Annotated in this window: 13 protein-coding genes; 3 read left to right on the forward strand and 10 right to left on the reverse strand. The window is 62.8% G+C overall.

What is annotated here, in order from left to right:
- Window positions 1-475 precede the first annotated feature (475 nt).
- From AC0L2Z_RS16355 to AC0L2Z_RS16400, 10 genes are all read right to left on the reverse strand, one after another.
- Window positions 476-2,122, reverse strand: coding sequence for an MFS transporter (locus AC0L2Z_RS16355; protein WP_473628747.1), 1,647 nt, complete (start codon window positions 2,120-2,122; stop codon window positions 476-478).
- A gap of 327 nt (window positions 2,123-2,449) precedes the next feature.
- Entirely contained in the window at window positions 2,450-3,433 is a 984-nt protein-coding gene (locus AC0L2Z_RS16360) for a beta-ketoacyl-ACP synthase III (RefSeq protein ID WP_473628749.1), read from the reverse strand.
- Window positions 3,430-4,695: an adenosylmethionine--8-amino-7-oxononanoate transaminase gene (locus tag AC0L2Z_RS16365; RefSeq protein ID WP_473628750.1), complete on the reverse strand. Its 1,266-nt coding sequence runs from the start codon at window positions 4,693-4,695 to the stop codon at window positions 3,430-3,432. The genes AC0L2Z_RS16360 and AC0L2Z_RS16365 overlap by 4 nt, the downstream gene beginning before the upstream one ends.
- On the reverse strand, window positions 4,695-5,330 hold the full coding sequence (gene bioD, locus AC0L2Z_RS16370) for a dethiobiotin synthase (protein ID WP_473628752.1): 636 nt from the start codon (window positions 5,328-5,330) through the stop codon (window positions 4,695-4,697). Before bioD ends, AC0L2Z_RS16365 begins: the two co-directional genes overlap by 1 nt.
- Entirely contained in the window at window positions 5,327-6,466 is a 1,140-nt protein-coding gene (locus tag AC0L2Z_RS16375) for an 8-amino-7-oxononanoate synthase (protein ID WP_473628754.1), read from the reverse strand. The genes bioD and AC0L2Z_RS16375 overlap by 4 nt, the downstream gene beginning before the upstream one ends.
- Window positions 6,463-7,473 carry a biotin synthase BioB gene (bioB, locus tag AC0L2Z_RS16380; protein ID WP_473479587.1) on the reverse strand — a complete coding sequence of 337 codons (1,011 nt, stop codon included), beginning with the start codon at window positions 7,471-7,473 and terminating at the stop codon, window positions 6,463-6,465. Before bioB ends, AC0L2Z_RS16375 begins: the two co-directional genes overlap by 4 nt.
- Window positions 7,474-7,656: 183 nt before the next feature.
- Entirely contained in the window at window positions 7,657-8,544 is an 888-nt protein-coding gene (gene nadC, locus AC0L2Z_RS16385; protein ID WP_473628756.1) for a carboxylating nicotinate-nucleotide diphosphorylase, read from the reverse strand.
- On the reverse strand, window positions 8,541-10,088 hold the full coding sequence (locus AC0L2Z_RS16390; RefSeq protein ID WP_065010604.1) for an L-aspartate oxidase: 1,548 nt from the start codon (window positions 10,086-10,088) through the stop codon (window positions 8,541-8,543). The genes nadC and AC0L2Z_RS16390 overlap by 4 nt, the downstream gene beginning before the upstream one ends.
- Window positions 10,085-11,059, reverse strand: a complete 975-nt coding sequence (nadA, locus tag AC0L2Z_RS16395) for a quinolinate synthase NadA (protein ID WP_473491930.1) — start codon at window positions 11,057-11,059, stop codon at window positions 10,085-10,087. The genes AC0L2Z_RS16390 and nadA overlap by 4 nt, the downstream gene beginning before the upstream one ends.
- Before the next feature lie 65 nt (window positions 11,060-11,124).
- Window positions 11,125-12,084 (reverse strand): NUDIX hydrolase, encoded by a 960-nt coding sequence (locus tag AC0L2Z_RS16400; protein ID WP_473628758.1) that lies wholly within the window; start codon window positions 12,082-12,084, stop codon window positions 11,125-11,127.
- A gap of 173 nt (window positions 12,085-12,257) precedes the next feature.
- Between AC0L2Z_RS16400 and panB the strand changes: the two genes are divergently transcribed.
- The 3 genes from panB to AC0L2Z_RS16415 all read left to right on the forward strand — a co-directional run bounded on the left by panB (window position 12,258) and on the right by AC0L2Z_RS16415 (window position 14,826).
- A complete protein-coding gene (panB, locus tag AC0L2Z_RS16405) occupies window positions 12,258-13,094 on the forward strand; it encodes a 3-methyl-2-oxobutanoate hydroxymethyltransferase (RefSeq protein ID WP_473628760.1) in 837 nt (278 codons plus the stop codon).
- The gene (gene panC / locus AC0L2Z_RS16410) at window positions 13,091-13,990 is read left to right on the forward strand and encodes a pantoate--beta-alanine ligase (RefSeq protein WP_473628762.1); all 900 of its coding nucleotides are present in this window, start codon (window positions 13,091-13,093) and stop codon (window positions 13,988-13,990) included. The genes panB and panC overlap by 4 nt, the downstream gene beginning before the upstream one ends.
- Before the next feature lie 110 nt (window positions 13,991-14,100).
- Window positions 14,101-14,826, forward strand: coding sequence for a LuxR family transcriptional regulator (locus AC0L2Z_RS16415; RefSeq protein WP_473628764.1), 726 nt, complete (start codon window positions 14,101-14,103; stop codon window positions 14,824-14,826).
- Window positions 14,827-14,894 lie beyond the last annotated feature (68 nt).

Below are 14,894 nucleotides of genomic sequence, written 5' to 3' on the forward strand. Positions count from 1 at the left end.
CTCTTGCCGAAAATCTTCTGGCAGAAACCTCAATGTTCAGAAACACGCGAAATCAATGGGATGTAGGCGGCGCATACCTCACTCCATGTCCGGCGCCGAAAGGTCGAGCGCCAGCGCCGTCTTCGAACAGGCCTGGTTCCGGCTGGCCCAGCGCCAGCCGCTAGCGAGTCAGATACTCTTCTGCCAGTCTCTGAGCCGCACAGCGCTGCTGAAGCGCACGTCGAACGTGATGCTGATCGGCTTGTGCGCAGGCGCGACCACCAGCGCTCGAAGCCCATGCCCTCCTTCTTGCCGTCGCGCGCCGCATCGAAGATGGCCCAGAACGGACCGTTCCTGCCCCCGGCCTCGAGCCCCGCGGCGGCATGGGTATTCGCGAGAGAGCGCCGGACCCATAGGCTCCGCGTACTGGCGATGCGGCCTTCGCGCTGCTTGAAATCGACCGGCGCGGCAGAATGCGATCGCTTTCGTGATCACGTCACCTGGGAGGACGAGAAAAGATTGTTGAGGCACGGGTACGAGCTGCCTCAGTCGTTCGTTCGATCGAAAGCACTGTGTGCGGAGGACGCTCTCCATCATGCAGCGCCAGGAGAAGCTGGCCGACTTCCTTGTCCGCTGCCGTGAGCCGATGATTCAGGCGAAGAAAGTCCATCCAGGTTGGCGTGCGGAATGTCTCTGTCCAAATCGAAGGCGTTTGAAGATTTCGCTGGAGTGTCCAGTTTCGCGCACCGGCACGGCTCTGAACATGGCGCCTTGCGCGCATGTAGCCCAGAAAGGTCTCGATATTCTCTTCGGCTATAAGATACTCGACCTTGACGACTATGGGGCCACTCCTGGGCTTCAACTCGAGTGCCAGCTCCGGCGGGTGAAAATCCGAACTTTCCTGATCCGTTTCTTCCCATGGACGGACCGGCAACAGTATCCCCGCAGCTGCAACCAGCAACAGAGCCCCTGCGGCGCCCTCCAGAGCCCAGGCTAAGGAGTAGTCCTGTGCGACAGTACCCCAGATCCAGCTGCCGGCCGCCATACCCCCTGCGCTCAGGGCGTAATATATCGACAGTGTGCGGCCGACGACCCACCTTGGGCTTGCCAGCTGCACCGACACGTCGATGCCCGTCCAGGTGATAAGCCAACCCGCGCCACCAAGTGCCAGCGAAATGGCCGCCACGGCGACCGATGATGTGAGTGCAAGGGAAAGGCAACATGCTGCACAAGCAACAGAGGCGAACGATACCAGCCTGTTTTGAGACGTGATCCGCCTTAGAAAGCTATTGCTCATGCCCGCGACGAAAGCACCCATGCCGAAGCCGGCCAGCAAGATGCCGTAGACGATTGGGCCGCTTTTCAGCTGATCCCGGACGACTAGTGGGAGTAGCGCAAGGATGGAGATGCTTGCTAGCCCAAAAAAGGTCGCACGGGCAATCGCTGCCCTGATCTCCAAGGACAATACCGTGAAGCGCACTCCGTCATGAATTGCCATCGTCATTCGCTCACGAGGGAGAGGCGAAGTGCGAACCTTCCATTTGGTGCGCCATATCGCGCCGAGAGGGACCAGATCGCTCAGCGCGGCCAGGGCGAAAGCGGCGAGCGGCCCAAAGAAGGCCAGCATCGTCCCACCCAAAGCGGGTCCTATGCTGCGTATGATGTTGTATCCGACAGACATCAGCGTCACTGCGGCCGGAATGTCGCGCTTGTCCAGGATATCGCCGACCGAGGCATGCCAGGCCGGATCATTCAGAGCGAAGCCGCAGCCAGCCAGAAAGCCCAATCCAAGTAGGAGCCAGGGATCGACAAATCCCAGGCCCACCGAAATCATCAGCGTAGTTGATGCCAATGCTATCAGGCAGTGCCCCACAAACATCACCCATCGGCGGCTGAAGTTGTCGGCGATGGCTCCGGCAAGAATTGAGAGGAAGAATACCGGCAACGTGGATGCGGCCTGCACGAGTGCAACCATCAGATCCGAAGCGGAAATCGTGGCCATCAGCCAACTGATGGCGACCGTTTGCACGAGCCACCCGAGGCTGGATATTTGCGTGGCCGTCCAGATCGAGCGAAACACCGGGTTCCGAAATGGAGCCAGCGTTGTTGAGACAGGCAGATGAGCATTTTTTTCGGACTGCATGACGTTTGATGCCTTCGAGGGGCCGCTTATTCAATTCACGGCTGCCACTACTGCCGTTACGATGTTGACCAATAAGGGCCGACATATCGAGGATGACTTCATCGCAATGAGGAGTTGGATACCTCCGCTCTCCTGGACTGGCGCCAACCACTCCTCGCCCAGCAAAGTAGCGTTGCCGATCGTCCTGCTCGAGAAAATCGTCTGCAGGGTTTTAGCTCTCGCGTCACCGAACCGGCGCCCATGCAGCTTGCCGGCGACTATTTTTTCGCATTGGGCCCGTTTTGCTAGTGTCATTCGTGACAAATCCTGTGCATGGCCGTCGTACCGCTAAATTCCGAGGATGAGGGCGCCTCCAGTGAGACCGGCACCCGCCGCCGCAAGGAGAATCTTTTCGCCCGGCCGAAACGGCTGCGCCCGATGCGATAGCGAGAGCGAAAGCGGGATGGTCGCGGCGGAAGAGTTGCCGTACTCGGCAATCGTCTTGACGATTGCTTGATCCGCTATTCCGAGGTTCCTCCCGACCACATCGAAAATGCGGACATTGGCCTGGTGTGGCACGAACCGATCGATGTCTTGCGACCGCATTCGGGCAGCAGAGAGGGCCTCCTGCGAGCAGCGAGACATCATCTCCACGGCCTTCGCGAACACTTCGCGGCCGTTGGCGATCGTCATGCGGGTCTGCCCGAGGTCCATGCCGCCGTGGAACGGTGTGTCGCTTCCTCCGGCGGGAATCTGGATCAGCCCGTAGCGCGAGCCGTCCGAAGCCAACGCGGCGCCGAGAATGCCCCGATCCGGCTCTTCGCACGGGGCAATCACCACGGCGCCGGCGGCATCGGCAAACAGCACCGCGCTTGCGCGCTCGACTGGATTGATGCGGCGACTGAGGATGTTGGCGGCGATGACCAAGGTCGCTTTGCCATGGAGGCGGGTGAATCCGTCGGCAAACATCAGGGCATAGATGAAGCCGGCGCAGGCGCCTGTGAGGTCGACCGCACCGGCGCGGCCTAAGCCCAGGCGATGTGCTACCAGCGGCGCGCTGGGCGGCAGAAGGTGATCGGGTGTCGAGGTGGCAAGCAGCAGAAGACCGATGTCGCCACGGTCGATGCCGGCATTCGCCAGCGCCATGTCGCCGGCGTGCGCGGCAAGACCCGACAGCGTGTCTTGGTCCGTTGCCCAGAAGCGCGAGCGTATCCCGGTCCGCTGCTCGATCCAGCCGGGCTCAAGCCCGAGACGGATTTCGATTTCCTGGTTCTCCACCTTTCGGGCCGGCGCATGATCGCCAAACCCGAGAAAGCGCGACGATCTGCTCATGCGCTCGGACCGAAGCGTTCGCCGGCCTCTTCGAAGGCGTCATACAATCCGTCGAGTTCCTCTCCGGTGATGCAATAGGGCGGCAGAACATAGAGCACATTACCGAGCGGGCGCACGAGCAGGCCGCGCTCGAGGAAAAAAGCGCGCAGCTTTGGTCCGATCTCGGCCAGATAGCCGGCCGAGCCGGCGCGCAGATCGAGAGCTGCGATCGTGCCGGTCGCCCGGCAATCTGTGAAGTTGGCATTGTTGCGAAAGCGTCGAAGCCCGACGGCTTGCCCGGCGCTCAAGGCCGCAATCCGCTCGGCCACCGGCTCGTCCCGCCAGATCTCGACATTGGCGAGTGCTGCCGCGCAAGCGATCGGATTGGCGGTGTAGGAGCTCGAGTGGAAAAAGGTCTTCTGCCGATCTTGGGAGTAATGGGCCTGGAAGATGGCATCGGTCGCGAGTGTGGCCGCGAGTGGGATTGCGCCTCCGCTCAAGCCCTTCGAGGTGCATAGTATGTCCGGAGAGATCAGCGCCTGCTCGCAGGCGAACGTGCTTCCGGTGCGCCCCCAGCCGGTCATCACCTCGTCGGCGATCAGGAGCGTGCCGAAGGCCTCAGTGATCTTTTTCAATTCGGCCAGAACCCAGGCCGGATACATCAACATGCCGCCGGCGCCGAGCACCAGCGGCTCGACGATCAGCGCGGCGGCGCGGCGGTCGCGCGAGAAAGCCTCGAATCCATCCAGCGTTTCCTGCTCGCGCCCTGCGGCCGGAAACGGAATGGTGTCGACCTCGAACAGCAGGGGTTCGTAGGCGGCGTTGAACACGCCGCGGGCTCCGACGCTCATCGTGCCGATCGTGTCGCCATGATAGCTGTGTTCCATGACGACGATGCGCGAACGCGGCGCGCCGATATTGCGGTAATAGCCGAGCGCCATCTTCAGCGCGACTTCGACGGACGTGGATCCACTGTCGGAATAGAAGACCCAGTCGAGGCCTGCCGGCACTATTTCGATCAGCGCCGAGGCCAATTGCTCTGCCGGCTGATGGGTGAGACCGGCGAAGATCACCTGGTCGAGCATCTCAGTCGCATTCCGGATTGCTTCCATGATCCGTGGATGGCGGTGCCCGTGGGTGACCACCCACCAGGAGGAGATTGCATCGAGGATATGCCTTCCGTCATTCGTCTCTAGCCAAGCCCCTTCCGTGCGGATAACGGACGGCATGGCCGGCTCGATCGCGTGCTGGGTGAATGGATGCCAGACCGGCGACCGCGACATCATTCGCCTCCGGCAATCTTGGCGAGGTCGAAGCCGGCAAACATCGCCTTCCGCAGAGTTTCGCGCGTCAACGGAACGAGGTGTGGCAGCCTGCCGAGCTGACGCACCGCGCCGAATTCGGTGATTGTCCTTTGCGTATCGGCTACCTCTTCGCCGATGAAGGCGATGCCGATCAGCGGGATGGAGCGAACCCGCAGGGCTTCGATCGACAGCAGAGTGTGGTTGATCGTGCCGAGCTCGGTGCGGGCGCACAGAATGACCGGCAGCCGCCATTCAGCGAAGATGTCAATAAATCTTGTCTGTCGGTTGATCGGCACCATCAGTCCGCCAGCGCCTTCGATGACGAGCGGTGTCGGCAGGACCGGAAATGCAAGATCGGCAGCCTCAATCGAGACGCCGTCAATTTCGGCTGAACGATGCGGTGACAGCGGGCTCTTCAAGCGGTGAGCTTCCGGCAGCACGCGCCCTGACGGCAGGCCGGCGAGCCGTTCAACCGCCTCACTATCGGTCTCCTCATCGAGACCCGATTGCACCGGCTTCCAGTAAAAGCCGTCGAGCAGCCCGGCGAGCCCAGCCGAAAACACGGTCTTCCCTATTCCGGTGTCTGTTCCGGTGACGACGATACGCGTGGTCATGCCGTGCCCAACACCTCGACGAGCGTCTCGACCATGGCCGAAATGTCAGGCTTGCCGACATTCAGCGTCAGCGAAATGCGCAGCCGCGACGTGCCCTCCGGCACGGTCGGCGGGCGAATGCCGCGTATGTCGAAGCCGCGGGCCTGCAGTGCCGCCGCCATCACCATGGTGCGGCTGACGTCACCAATGACAAGTGGCTGGATCTGCGAGCCGCTGCGCGCCACGCCACAGCGCTCGGCCAGTTGGCGGCCCGCGAAGGCAATGTACTCATGCAGCTGAACGCGGCGCATCGGCTCATCGACCAGGATTGCGAGCGCTTCGCGCGCCGCCACCGCCATTAGCGGCGATGGCGCGGTGGCGTAGATAAAGGGCCGGCAGCGGTTGACAATATAGTCGCACAGCACTCCCGGCCCAGTGACGAGTGCGCCGGATGCGCCGAGCGCCTTGCCGCATGTGTGGAGCGCGACAATGTTGTCGCGGCCCTCGAAAGCGGCGGCCAGCCCCCGGCCGTCCGGTCCCCAGACGCCGGTGGCATGTGCCTCGTCGACCACTATGAATGCCTCGTACCGATCGGCAAGCCCGACCAGGCTCTCCATCGGCGCCCAGTCGCCATCCATGCTATACAGGCTTTCGACTGCGATCCAGATATGCCCCATGCCACCTTCGGCGCGCCAGCGCCTGATCGCGTCCTCAAAAGCATTCATGTCGTTGTGCGTGGCCGGCCTGAACTCGGCGCGTCCAGCCCGCGCCCCTTCATGCATGCTGGCATGCGCGAGTTCGTCGAGGATCAGCAGGTCGCCCTTCTGCGGCAGGGCGCTCAGCAGGGCGAAGTTGGCGATGTAGCCGCTGCCGAAGAACAGCGCCCGTTCGGCCCCGAAGAACGCCGCCGCATCTGCCTCCAACGCCTCATGTTCCGGCGCGTTGCCGCGCAGGAGCCGCGATCCGGTAGCGCCGACCGGGGTGCCCCCCTCGATTGCCGCCCCGACTGCATCGCCAAGTCTCTTCGAGGCAGCAAGCCCGAGATAATCGTTGGACGAGAAGTCGAGCCCGGCGCGCGGCGCCAGCGTCCGCAGCCGGCCCTTGCGTGCCAGACCCTGCAGGGTTGCTTCATAGCGGGCAAGCGGCGGCTCGTTCATCTTGCCTCGCGTGGCATCGGCTCAATGCCGAGACGCCTGAATAGACGATTATCCTTGTCCTCGCCGGGATTGTCCGCCGTCAGCAGCATGTCGCCGACAAAGATCGAATTGGCGCCGGCAAAGAAGCACAGCGCCTGCGTTTCGTCGCTCATCGCCGTCCTGCCGGCGGAGAGCCTTACATAGGACTTCGGCATCATGATGCGGGCGAGCGCAATGGTGCGGACGAAATCGATCGGATCGATGGGCTCGGCCTCGGCAAGCGGCGTGCCTTCGATGGGGATGAGCATGTTGATCGGCACGCTTTCCGGCGGCTCGGGCAGGTTCGCGAGTGTGACCAGCATGTCGATGCGATCGGCCTTTTCCTCTCCCATCCCGACAATGCCGCCGCAGCAGACCTTCATGCCAACCTCGCGCACGTGCCCAAGTGTTTCCAGCCGGTCGGCAAAGGTCCTGGTTGAAACAACCTCGCCGTAATAGCGCTCGGACGTGTCGATGTTGTGGTTGTAGTAGTCGAGACCGGCCGCCTTCAGGCGCTGCGCCTGACTGAGGTCCAGCATACCGAGCGTCATGCAGGTCTCCATGCCGAGCGCCTTCACGCCCTCGATCATGGCGACCACGGAGCCCATGTCGCGTTCCTTCGGACTGCGCCATGCGGCGCCCATGCAATAGCGGGTGGCGCCGGCGTCCCGCGCCTTGATCGCTTCGGCAATGACACGCTCCACCTCCATCAGCTTGGACGCCTTCAGGCCGGTTTCGTAATGTGTAGACTGGCTGCAATAGCCGCAATCCTCCGGGCATCCGCCGGTCTTGATGCTGAGCAGCCGCGACAGCTGCACCCGGTTGCGATCGAAGTTCTGGCGGTGGATTGTCTGAGCCAGGAAGAGCAGGTCATTGAACGGCATCCCGTGGATAGCCTCGGCCTCTTTGCGGTTCCATCGGGATAGTGCCCCCTCGATCGATTGCATGGCTTGCTTCACGTCGCACTCCGAGTTCGTTCCAATCGTCATCATCAAAAGCTTTGTCGCTGGTCCAACAGCACGTGCAGGAGGCTGTCGACCCTCCTCGGGTTCGCTATGATCGTCGATCAGCCCGATGAGCCTGAACCAGTTGGAGGGTGCGCCGCACGAAGATGCAGGCTCGCATGGAGCAGTTCCTGCGTCGGCGCGCTCCAGCGGAGGTGGGAATGCTTTTCATTCCATCTCCATCAGTTCAAGCGCGCGCCGATGCGCCGGCATATCCAGGCCGATGTCGAGGATAGGCGCGCTGTGTGTCAGCCATCCGACTGAGATGAGGTCGACCCCCGTCGCAGCAATCGACGGAGCCGTTTTCGGCGTCACCCGACCGGAAGCCTCGGTGATGGCGCGGCCACCGACGATTGCCACGGCGCGGGCAAGGTCCTCAACCGACATATTGTCGAGCAGCACTGCGTCGACTCCCAGCGTGAGCGCTGTATCGAGCTGCTCAAGGGTCTCGACCTCGACCTCGATCTTCACCATGTGGCCTGCGGTGGCGCGCGCCCGCTCTATTGCCGTGCGAATGTCGCCGGCGATCGCGATGTGGTTGTCCTTGATCAGCACGGCGTCGTCGAGCCCGAAGCGGTGATTGGCGCCGCCGCCGACGCGTACCGCATATTTCTCCAGCGCGCGCAGGCCGGGCGTCGTCTTTCGCGTGCACACGATCTTCGCCTTGTGGCCACGCACGGCCTCGACCATCGTCGCTGTGGCAGTGGCGATGCCGCTCAGGCGGCACAGAAAATTGAGCGCCGTGCGCTCGGCCGTGAGCAGGCCTCGCGCCGGTCCGCACAACTTGGCGATAGTCTCGCCCGCCGCGACATCGCTGCCGTCAGCTCGCCAGATGTGCATGTCGATCGCAGGCTCGACGAGCATGAAGGCGAAGGCGGCCAGATCGAGACCGGCAACGATGCCCATCTGTCGCGACTTGAGCACCAAGGTGGCCGTGCGATCACGCGGGATCACGGCGTCGCTGGTCAGATCACCGCATCTGCCCAGGTCTTCGAGAAGAGCACCGCGCACGATCGGCTCGATCAGGGTTGAGGGAAGGGGTGAGAACGAATTCATGTCAGGGTGCTCCGTATCGGCGCCCGCCAGCTGAGTGCGACGGCGGTCTGTATTGCGCTGCGCAGTGTCAGCCGTGACTGGCGCGCATCTGCATCGCGTCCGGGGAAATCGGAACGACAGTGCGAGCCGCGGCTCTCTTCGCGCCGCAGGGCCGCAATGGCGATCATCAGCGCGACCAAGGCGGGGCCGGAGGCAGCGCTGTCGTGAGCTGCGATCGGCAACAGGGCCGCCACCCCGTCGCGTAGCGTCTCGCTATCGCGGATGATGCCGAGCGCGGCCGAGACGATTGGGCGGATGCCGGAGGCGTCTGGCCGTCGAGGCACGAATGCGGAACACACGCGCGGACGCCGGGTGTGTGATACGTCGGCGACGCTTTCAGCAACCCAGCTCGCTGTGACCGCCGCTTCGATAAGCGAGTTGCTGGCGAGTCGGTTCGCGCCGTGCAGACCGGTGCATGCGACCTCGCCACATGCCCACAATCCCTCGATGGAGCTGCGGCCGGCAGCGTCTACAGCGACACCGCCCATGTGATAATGTGCCGCCGGACGCACCGGGATCGGGTCGGTCGCGGGATCGATGCCGGCCTGGTGGCACAAATCGGCGATCGCCGGAAAGCGCTTGTCAAATCTGAGGCCGAGACATTGCCTTGCGTCCAGGAACACACGGCGTCCGACAGCGAGCTGATGCCAAACCGCGCGCGCAACCACGTCGCGAGGCGCAAGCTCGCCCCCGGGGGTTTCAGCGAGGAAACGCTCTCCTTGCTCGTCGATGAGCACAGCACCCTCGCCGCGCACCGCTTCGCTCACCAGCGGCATCGGCCGCCGCGGACCCTCGAGGGCGGTCGGGTGGAACTGCACGAATTCCAGGTCGGCGAACTCCGCCCCGGCACAGGCGGCGAGCGCGAGCCCCTGTCCACATGAGCCAGGCGGGTTTGTCGTATCGCTAAACAAGCCGCCGATGCCGCCGGTCGCCAGGACCGCGCGGCGCGTTGGCAAGGCGATTGCGCCCGTGCACCCGGCCGCGACCACGGCGATAATCGCCCCGTCTTCCACGACAAGCCGGCGGGCCTCCACGTTTTCCAGAATAGTGATGGAGGCTGTGCGCCGTGCCGCGGCGATCAGCGCGCGGACCAGCTCGCGACCGGTGGCATCGCCCGCCGCATGCACGATCCGCCGCTGCGAGTGCGCCGCCTCAAGCCCGAGCCGCAACGCGCCGTCAGCGCGTCGGTCGAATGCGACACCGAAGCGCTCTAGAGTCCTGATCGCTTCAGGTGCAGCTCGGACCGTTCGCCGCACCGTCGTCACGTCGCAGAGACCGTCGCCGGCCGCGACGGTGTCACAAAGATGAAGTTCGGGACTGTCCTCGCCGCCGACACTTGCCGCAAGACCGCCTTGGGCGAGCTCGCTGCAGGCTCCGGTTCCCAGCCCCGCATTGGACAGAAGCACAACCGGTTCCGGCGCCAGATGAAGCGCCGTCATCAGGCCTGCCACACCGGCGCCGATGATGACCGGCGCCCCGCCGATGTCATGAACGTCGAGGCTCATATGGAAAGCATACGCTCGACCGAGCGGCGCGCGCGCCCTGCAATCCCGGGATCGATCCGAACCTCATGCCGGTTCTCCTCGAGTGCGACGCGAATGTTAGCCAGCGTGATGCGCTTCATGTGCGGACAGAGATTGCAGGGGCGGACGAACTCGACGTCGGGATGCGCGATCGCGATATTGTCGCTCATCGAACATTCCGTCATCAACACTACGCGGGGTGGTTTTTCCCGCTCGACATAATCCGACATGGCCGCGGTGGAACCCGAAAAATCCGCCTCTGTGACAACGTCCGGGGGGCATTCGGGATGGGCCAGCACGATGACACCCGGATGTGCGGCGCGCAGTTCGCGAATATCGGCCGGGGTGAAGCGCTCATGCACCTCGCAACGACCCTTCCAGGCGATGATCCCGACCTTCGTCTCGGCGGCGACGTTCTTGGCGAGATATTCGTCGGGCAGCATGATCACACGCGGCGCGCCGAGCGATTCCACCACCGCCTTTGCGTTGCCCGAGGTGCAGCAGATGTCGGACTCGGCTTTCACAGCGGCGGAGGTGTTGACATAGGTGACAATGGGCACGCCGGGATAACTCTGCCGCATCAGCCGCACGTCTTGTGCCGTGATCGAATCGGCCAGCGAGCAACCAGCGCCGAGGTCGGGGATAAGCACGGTCTTTTTCGGATTAAGCAGCTTGGCCGTCTCGGCCATGAAATGCACGCCGGCAACGACGATGACTTGCGCCTCGACTGTCACAGCCTTGCGGGCCAGCGCCAGGCTGTCGCCGACAATGTCTGCGACGCAATGGTAGATCTCGGGCGTCTGATAGTTGTGCGCCAGGATGATGGCATTGCGCTCGCGCTTGAGCGCAAGGATGGCTTCGATATCGTCCACGAAAGACGGCCATTCAATCGGCGGGATCACGCGCCGGACGCGCTCGTAGAGGAACGCGGCCGTAGGCAGCACGGCGCTCATTGATGCCCCCGCTTATACTCTAGTTGAAGATAACCGGCATATACTTGCCGTGAGTATAAGGGATGTCAACCCCGCGCCAGCGGCAATTTTGTCCCGGCGACGGCCCTTTCGTCGAGAACGGCGTGGCGGAAGCGGTAGAGCTTCGCCGGCCGACCACCGGTCTCCGCAGTGGTCTCGCCGGTCTCCTCGACCAGTTCCTGTTGCTCGATCAGGCGGCGAAAGTTCGGCTTGTGGATGAGCCTGCCGGCGAGCGCCTCCACGGTTCGCTGCAGCTGCAGTAGCGTAAAGGTCGGTCGCATAAGCTCAAAGACGACGGGCCGGTATTTGATCTTGGAGCGTAGCCGCGCAATGCCCGTTGCCACGATACGGCGATGATCAGCGACCATGGATTTGCTCGGCACCAGGGGAAGCGGCGTCTCCCGTCCTCTTCCGGCCTCTTGGACCAGGCCTGCTTCATAAAGTAACTCATATCGCTGAAGCACGAGCTCCTCATTCCAATAACGGTCGTCGAAGCCAAAGGCGATCGCCGCCCGCTGCCGGCGTTCGCGTCGCGTGGCCGCGTCGCTCGCTCCGTCTGCCCAACCGATCAAGCGTGGTCGCACAACATCCAGCACCACCGGCGTGCCGGAGCGGTGGTCCTCCCATGGAAAATAGTCGTACCAGCTTTGCCAGCCGCACTTGGATGAGCCCGTTGCCTGTTCTTTGCTGGTCAAAGCGAGATAGCTGATGGAGATGACGCGCTGCTGGCGTTCGGCGCCGATTCGGTCCCGATCGGCGAAGGTGTAAAGCTGCTCGATGTACCCCAAGGGCTGGCCGGTCTGCTGCTCGACCCACCCCCTCAAACCGGATTGCGGCGACCGGTGCTCAAGCGCAAAAGGTCCGGACGGCAGGGTGTCAGCCTGGCCGATGGTTAGGAGACAGGGGTCACTTTCATTTACGGCCACGACGACGGCGATCAGGTCCACTTTGACTTGGTCCGCCTTGCCGGCTTTGTCTTTCCTGGTTCCTGTTGCCTGATCGTCCATGTTCGTGAAAGTGGTTGACCCGAGCCCGGGAGCCTTAATCGATTTAATGTAAGCGAGGCTGTCCGCACGTCAACACCGCACAGCTGCATCCCCATTTTTAGCTCTTCGCACTTGCACAAAAATGTGCCAAACGCGACACCCGCGGCGGGTAACGCGAGGGAAGGAGGGATGGGTTGAGCGCAGCTGGTGATCGAAAGGGGATTGCACCGCTGGATGTTCGGATGCGGAAAGGCCAGACTCCACTCGTCTGCCTGACGGCATATACCACGCCAATCGCCAGTTTGGCCGATCGACACTGCGACATCGTTCTCGTCGGCGACAGCGTCGGCATGGTCCTGCACGGCCTCTCGTCGACGCTGAGCGTCACTCTCGACATGATGATCATGCACGGCCAGGCGGTGCGCCGCGGTCTGGTGCGAGCATTGATGGTCGTAGACCTTCCATTCGGTTCCTATGAAGAAAGCCCCGAGCAGGCCTTCCGCAACGCTGCGCGCCTGATGGCGGAGACCGGTTGTGCAGCGGTGAAGCTCGAGGGGGGGCAGACCATGGCCGAGACGATCCGCTTCCTCGCCGCGCGCGGCGTGCCTGTCATGGCCCATATCGGCTTGACGCCGCAGGCGGTCAACACTCTCGGCGGCTACCGCGTCCAGGGGCGGGGAGACGATGCCGAGCGCATCAGGCGTGACGCCGGTGCGGTCACGGAAGCCGGCGCTTTCTCGGTGGTGCTGGAGAAAGTGCCCGAGCCGCTCGCACGGCGCATCACTGCGGAGATCACCGTCCCCACAATCGGCATCGGCGCCTCGCCGGCCTGCGACGGCCAGATTTTGGTCAGCGATGATATGCTTGGGCTTTTCGGCTCTTTCCGGCCGAAATTCGTCAAACGCTACGCCGAACTAGGCAAGCAGGCCGATGCGGCGATCGCGGCTTATGCCGCCGACGTGAGGGAACGGCGCTTTCCGGCGGCCGAACATCTCTACGCCAACGAGACGAAGGCCGGAGACGTCACATGAGCGTGCCGATCGTTCGATCCGTTGCCGAACTCCGCGCTGTTGCCGCGGGATGGCGTCGCTCAGGCGCCCGTGTCGCCGTTCTGCCGACCATGGGAGCCTTGCATGAAGGCCATCTGAGCCTCGTGCGGGCCGCGCTTCAGAAGGCCGAGCGGGTAGTCGTGACGCTGTTCGTCAATCCCAAGCAGTTCAACAGTGCCGCCGACCTTGCCGCCTATCCTCGGACGGAAAACGAAGATGCTGCCAAGCTCGTGCCGACAGGCGCACATCTGCTCTATGTACCGGATGCAGACGAGATGTATCCAACGGGCTTCGCCACGGCCGTTTCGGTGTCCACTCTCAGCGAGGGCCTGTGCGGCGCCTTCCGGCCCGGCCATTTCGATGGCGTGGCGACGGTCGTGGCCAAGCTCTTCCTGCAGACCGGCGCAGACTTCGCCTTCTTTGGCGAAAAGGATTTCCAGCAGCTTCAGCTTGTCAAGCGCTTGGTCCGGGACCTTGACATCCCGATCACGGTGGTCGCATGTCCGACAGTCCGCGAAACCGATGGTCTTGCACTATCGTCGCGCAATAGCCGGCTCTCGCCAGCAGAACGCGCCATTGCCCCAAAGCTGGCTTCGGTCTTGCTCGACACGGCTGAGCGGCTTGCGCGTGGCTCTCCTGTCTTGCCCATGCTTGATGAAGCGCGTGCAACAATTCTGGCGACAGGCTATCGCGAGGTCGAGTACCTGGAACTTCGCGGCGAAACAGACCTGCAGCCGCTAGCAAGGCTTGACCGACCAGCACGCTTGCTTGTCGCGGCTTGGCTCGGCGACACGCGGCTCATCGATAACGTCTCAACATCCCCGGTTGGTAAGTGGCCAGGCGCGCGGCGTTCGCTTCACCGGGAAGCAGCAAAGTAATGCCGGCGATGATGGCGACCAAATCGTCCGCGTCGCATCCATGCGGGGTCGTTTAGACCCAGATTTCCCCTGGCATCGAGCAACATTCGAGGAGGTCGCGCAAAGGGCTGATGTATCGCGTATTCGAAAACTTCGTCGAGCAACTCTCTGCAAGCATCGATGCGGTCGACCTCCATGAGGCGATGGCGTCCGCCGCAGCCGGCTTCGACTTTCCGCTCTTCGCCTATTTCAGTTACCCGTCGGTCTCCGGCCAGACGCCGCGATTGATTTCAAATTACCCTTCATCCTGGACATCGCACTATCTGCAACTGCGCTACCACAGCCATGATCCGGTGATCCTGCGCGGGCTGCAAGGCTGGGATACTTTTGATTGGGGCGTGGATCGACCCCGCCAGTGTCTGCCGGCCTCGCAGCAAGAAATTCTGGAAAAAGCAGCTCACTTTGGCATTCGCGGCGGATTGACCATGTCCATGCATGACCATCGCGGCCGGTTTGCGGCGCTGACCTTCGCTTCCGACCAGTCCCGTCCGCCTCTCTTGCGGTCACTCACTCGCTACGAAAAAGCATTGCAGCTGGTCGCAATCAACTTTCATATACATGCCCGGCGCCAGCTCGCCGAAGATTGCGTGGTGGACGGCATAACGCTGACCCCGCGCGAGTTCGAATCCCTGAAATGGGCGGCGCGCGGTAAGTCCGCCTGGGATATCAGCCAGATCCTCGGCGTCTCGAAACGCACCGTGACCTTCCATCTGGAAAACGCCAAGGCAAAGCTTGGCGTGCGAACCATAAACCAGGGCATAGCACGGCTGACTGCTTCCCGTCAGTGGAGATCCTGACCTCCTTTTGTTGGAAAGCTGTAAAGGTCTACAGGCTGCATCAATGTCGGCTTTGCTCTTCGATGGCG

The organism is Mesorhizobium sp. WSM4850, from assembly GCF_055811735.1.

Coding starts and splice junctions, on each gene's coding strand:
- AC0L2Z_RS16355 (WP_473628747.1), bottom strand. CDS start 2,122: ATGCAGTCCGAAAAAAATGCTCATCTGCCTGTCTCAACAACGCTGGCT.
- AC0L2Z_RS16360 (WP_473628749.1), bottom strand. CDS start 3,433: ATGAGCAGATCGTCGCGCTTTCTCGGGTTTGGCGATCATGCGCCGGCC.
- AC0L2Z_RS16365 (WP_473628750.1), bottom strand. CDS start 4,695: ATGTCGCGGTCGCCGGTCTGGCATCCATTCACCCAGCACGCGATCGAG.
- bioD (WP_473628752.1), bottom strand. CDS start 5,330: ATGACCACGCGTATCGTCGTCACCGGAACAGACACCGGAATAGGGAAG.
- AC0L2Z_RS16375 (WP_473628754.1), bottom strand. CDS start 6,466: ATGAACGAGCCGCCGCTTGCCCGCTATGAAGCAACCCTGCAGGGTCTG.
- bioB (WP_473479587.1), bottom strand. CDS start 7,473: ATGACGATTGGAACGAACTCGGAGTGCGACGTGAAGCAAGCCATGCAA.
- nadC (WP_473628756.1), bottom strand. CDS start 8,544: ATGAATTCGTTCTCACCCCTTCCCTCAACCCTGATCGAGCCGATCGTG.
- AC0L2Z_RS16390 (WP_065010604.1), bottom strand. CDS start 10,088: ATGAGCCTCGACGTTCATGACATCGGCGGGGCGCCGGTCATCATCGGC.
- nadA (WP_473491930.1), bottom strand. CDS start 11,059: ATGAGCGCCGTGCTGCCTACGGCCGCGTTCCTCTACGAGCGCGTCCGG.
- AC0L2Z_RS16400 (WP_473628758.1), bottom strand. CDS start 12,084: ATGGACGATCAGGCAACAGGAACCAGGAAAGACAAAGCCGGCAAGGCG.
- panC (WP_473628762.1), top strand. CDS start 13,091: ATGAGCGTGCCGATCGTTCGATCCGTTGCCGAACTCCGCGCTGTTGCC.
- AC0L2Z_RS16415 (WP_473628764.1), top strand. CDS start 14,101: ATGTATCGCGTATTCGAAAACTTCGTCGAGCAACTCTCTGCAAGCATC.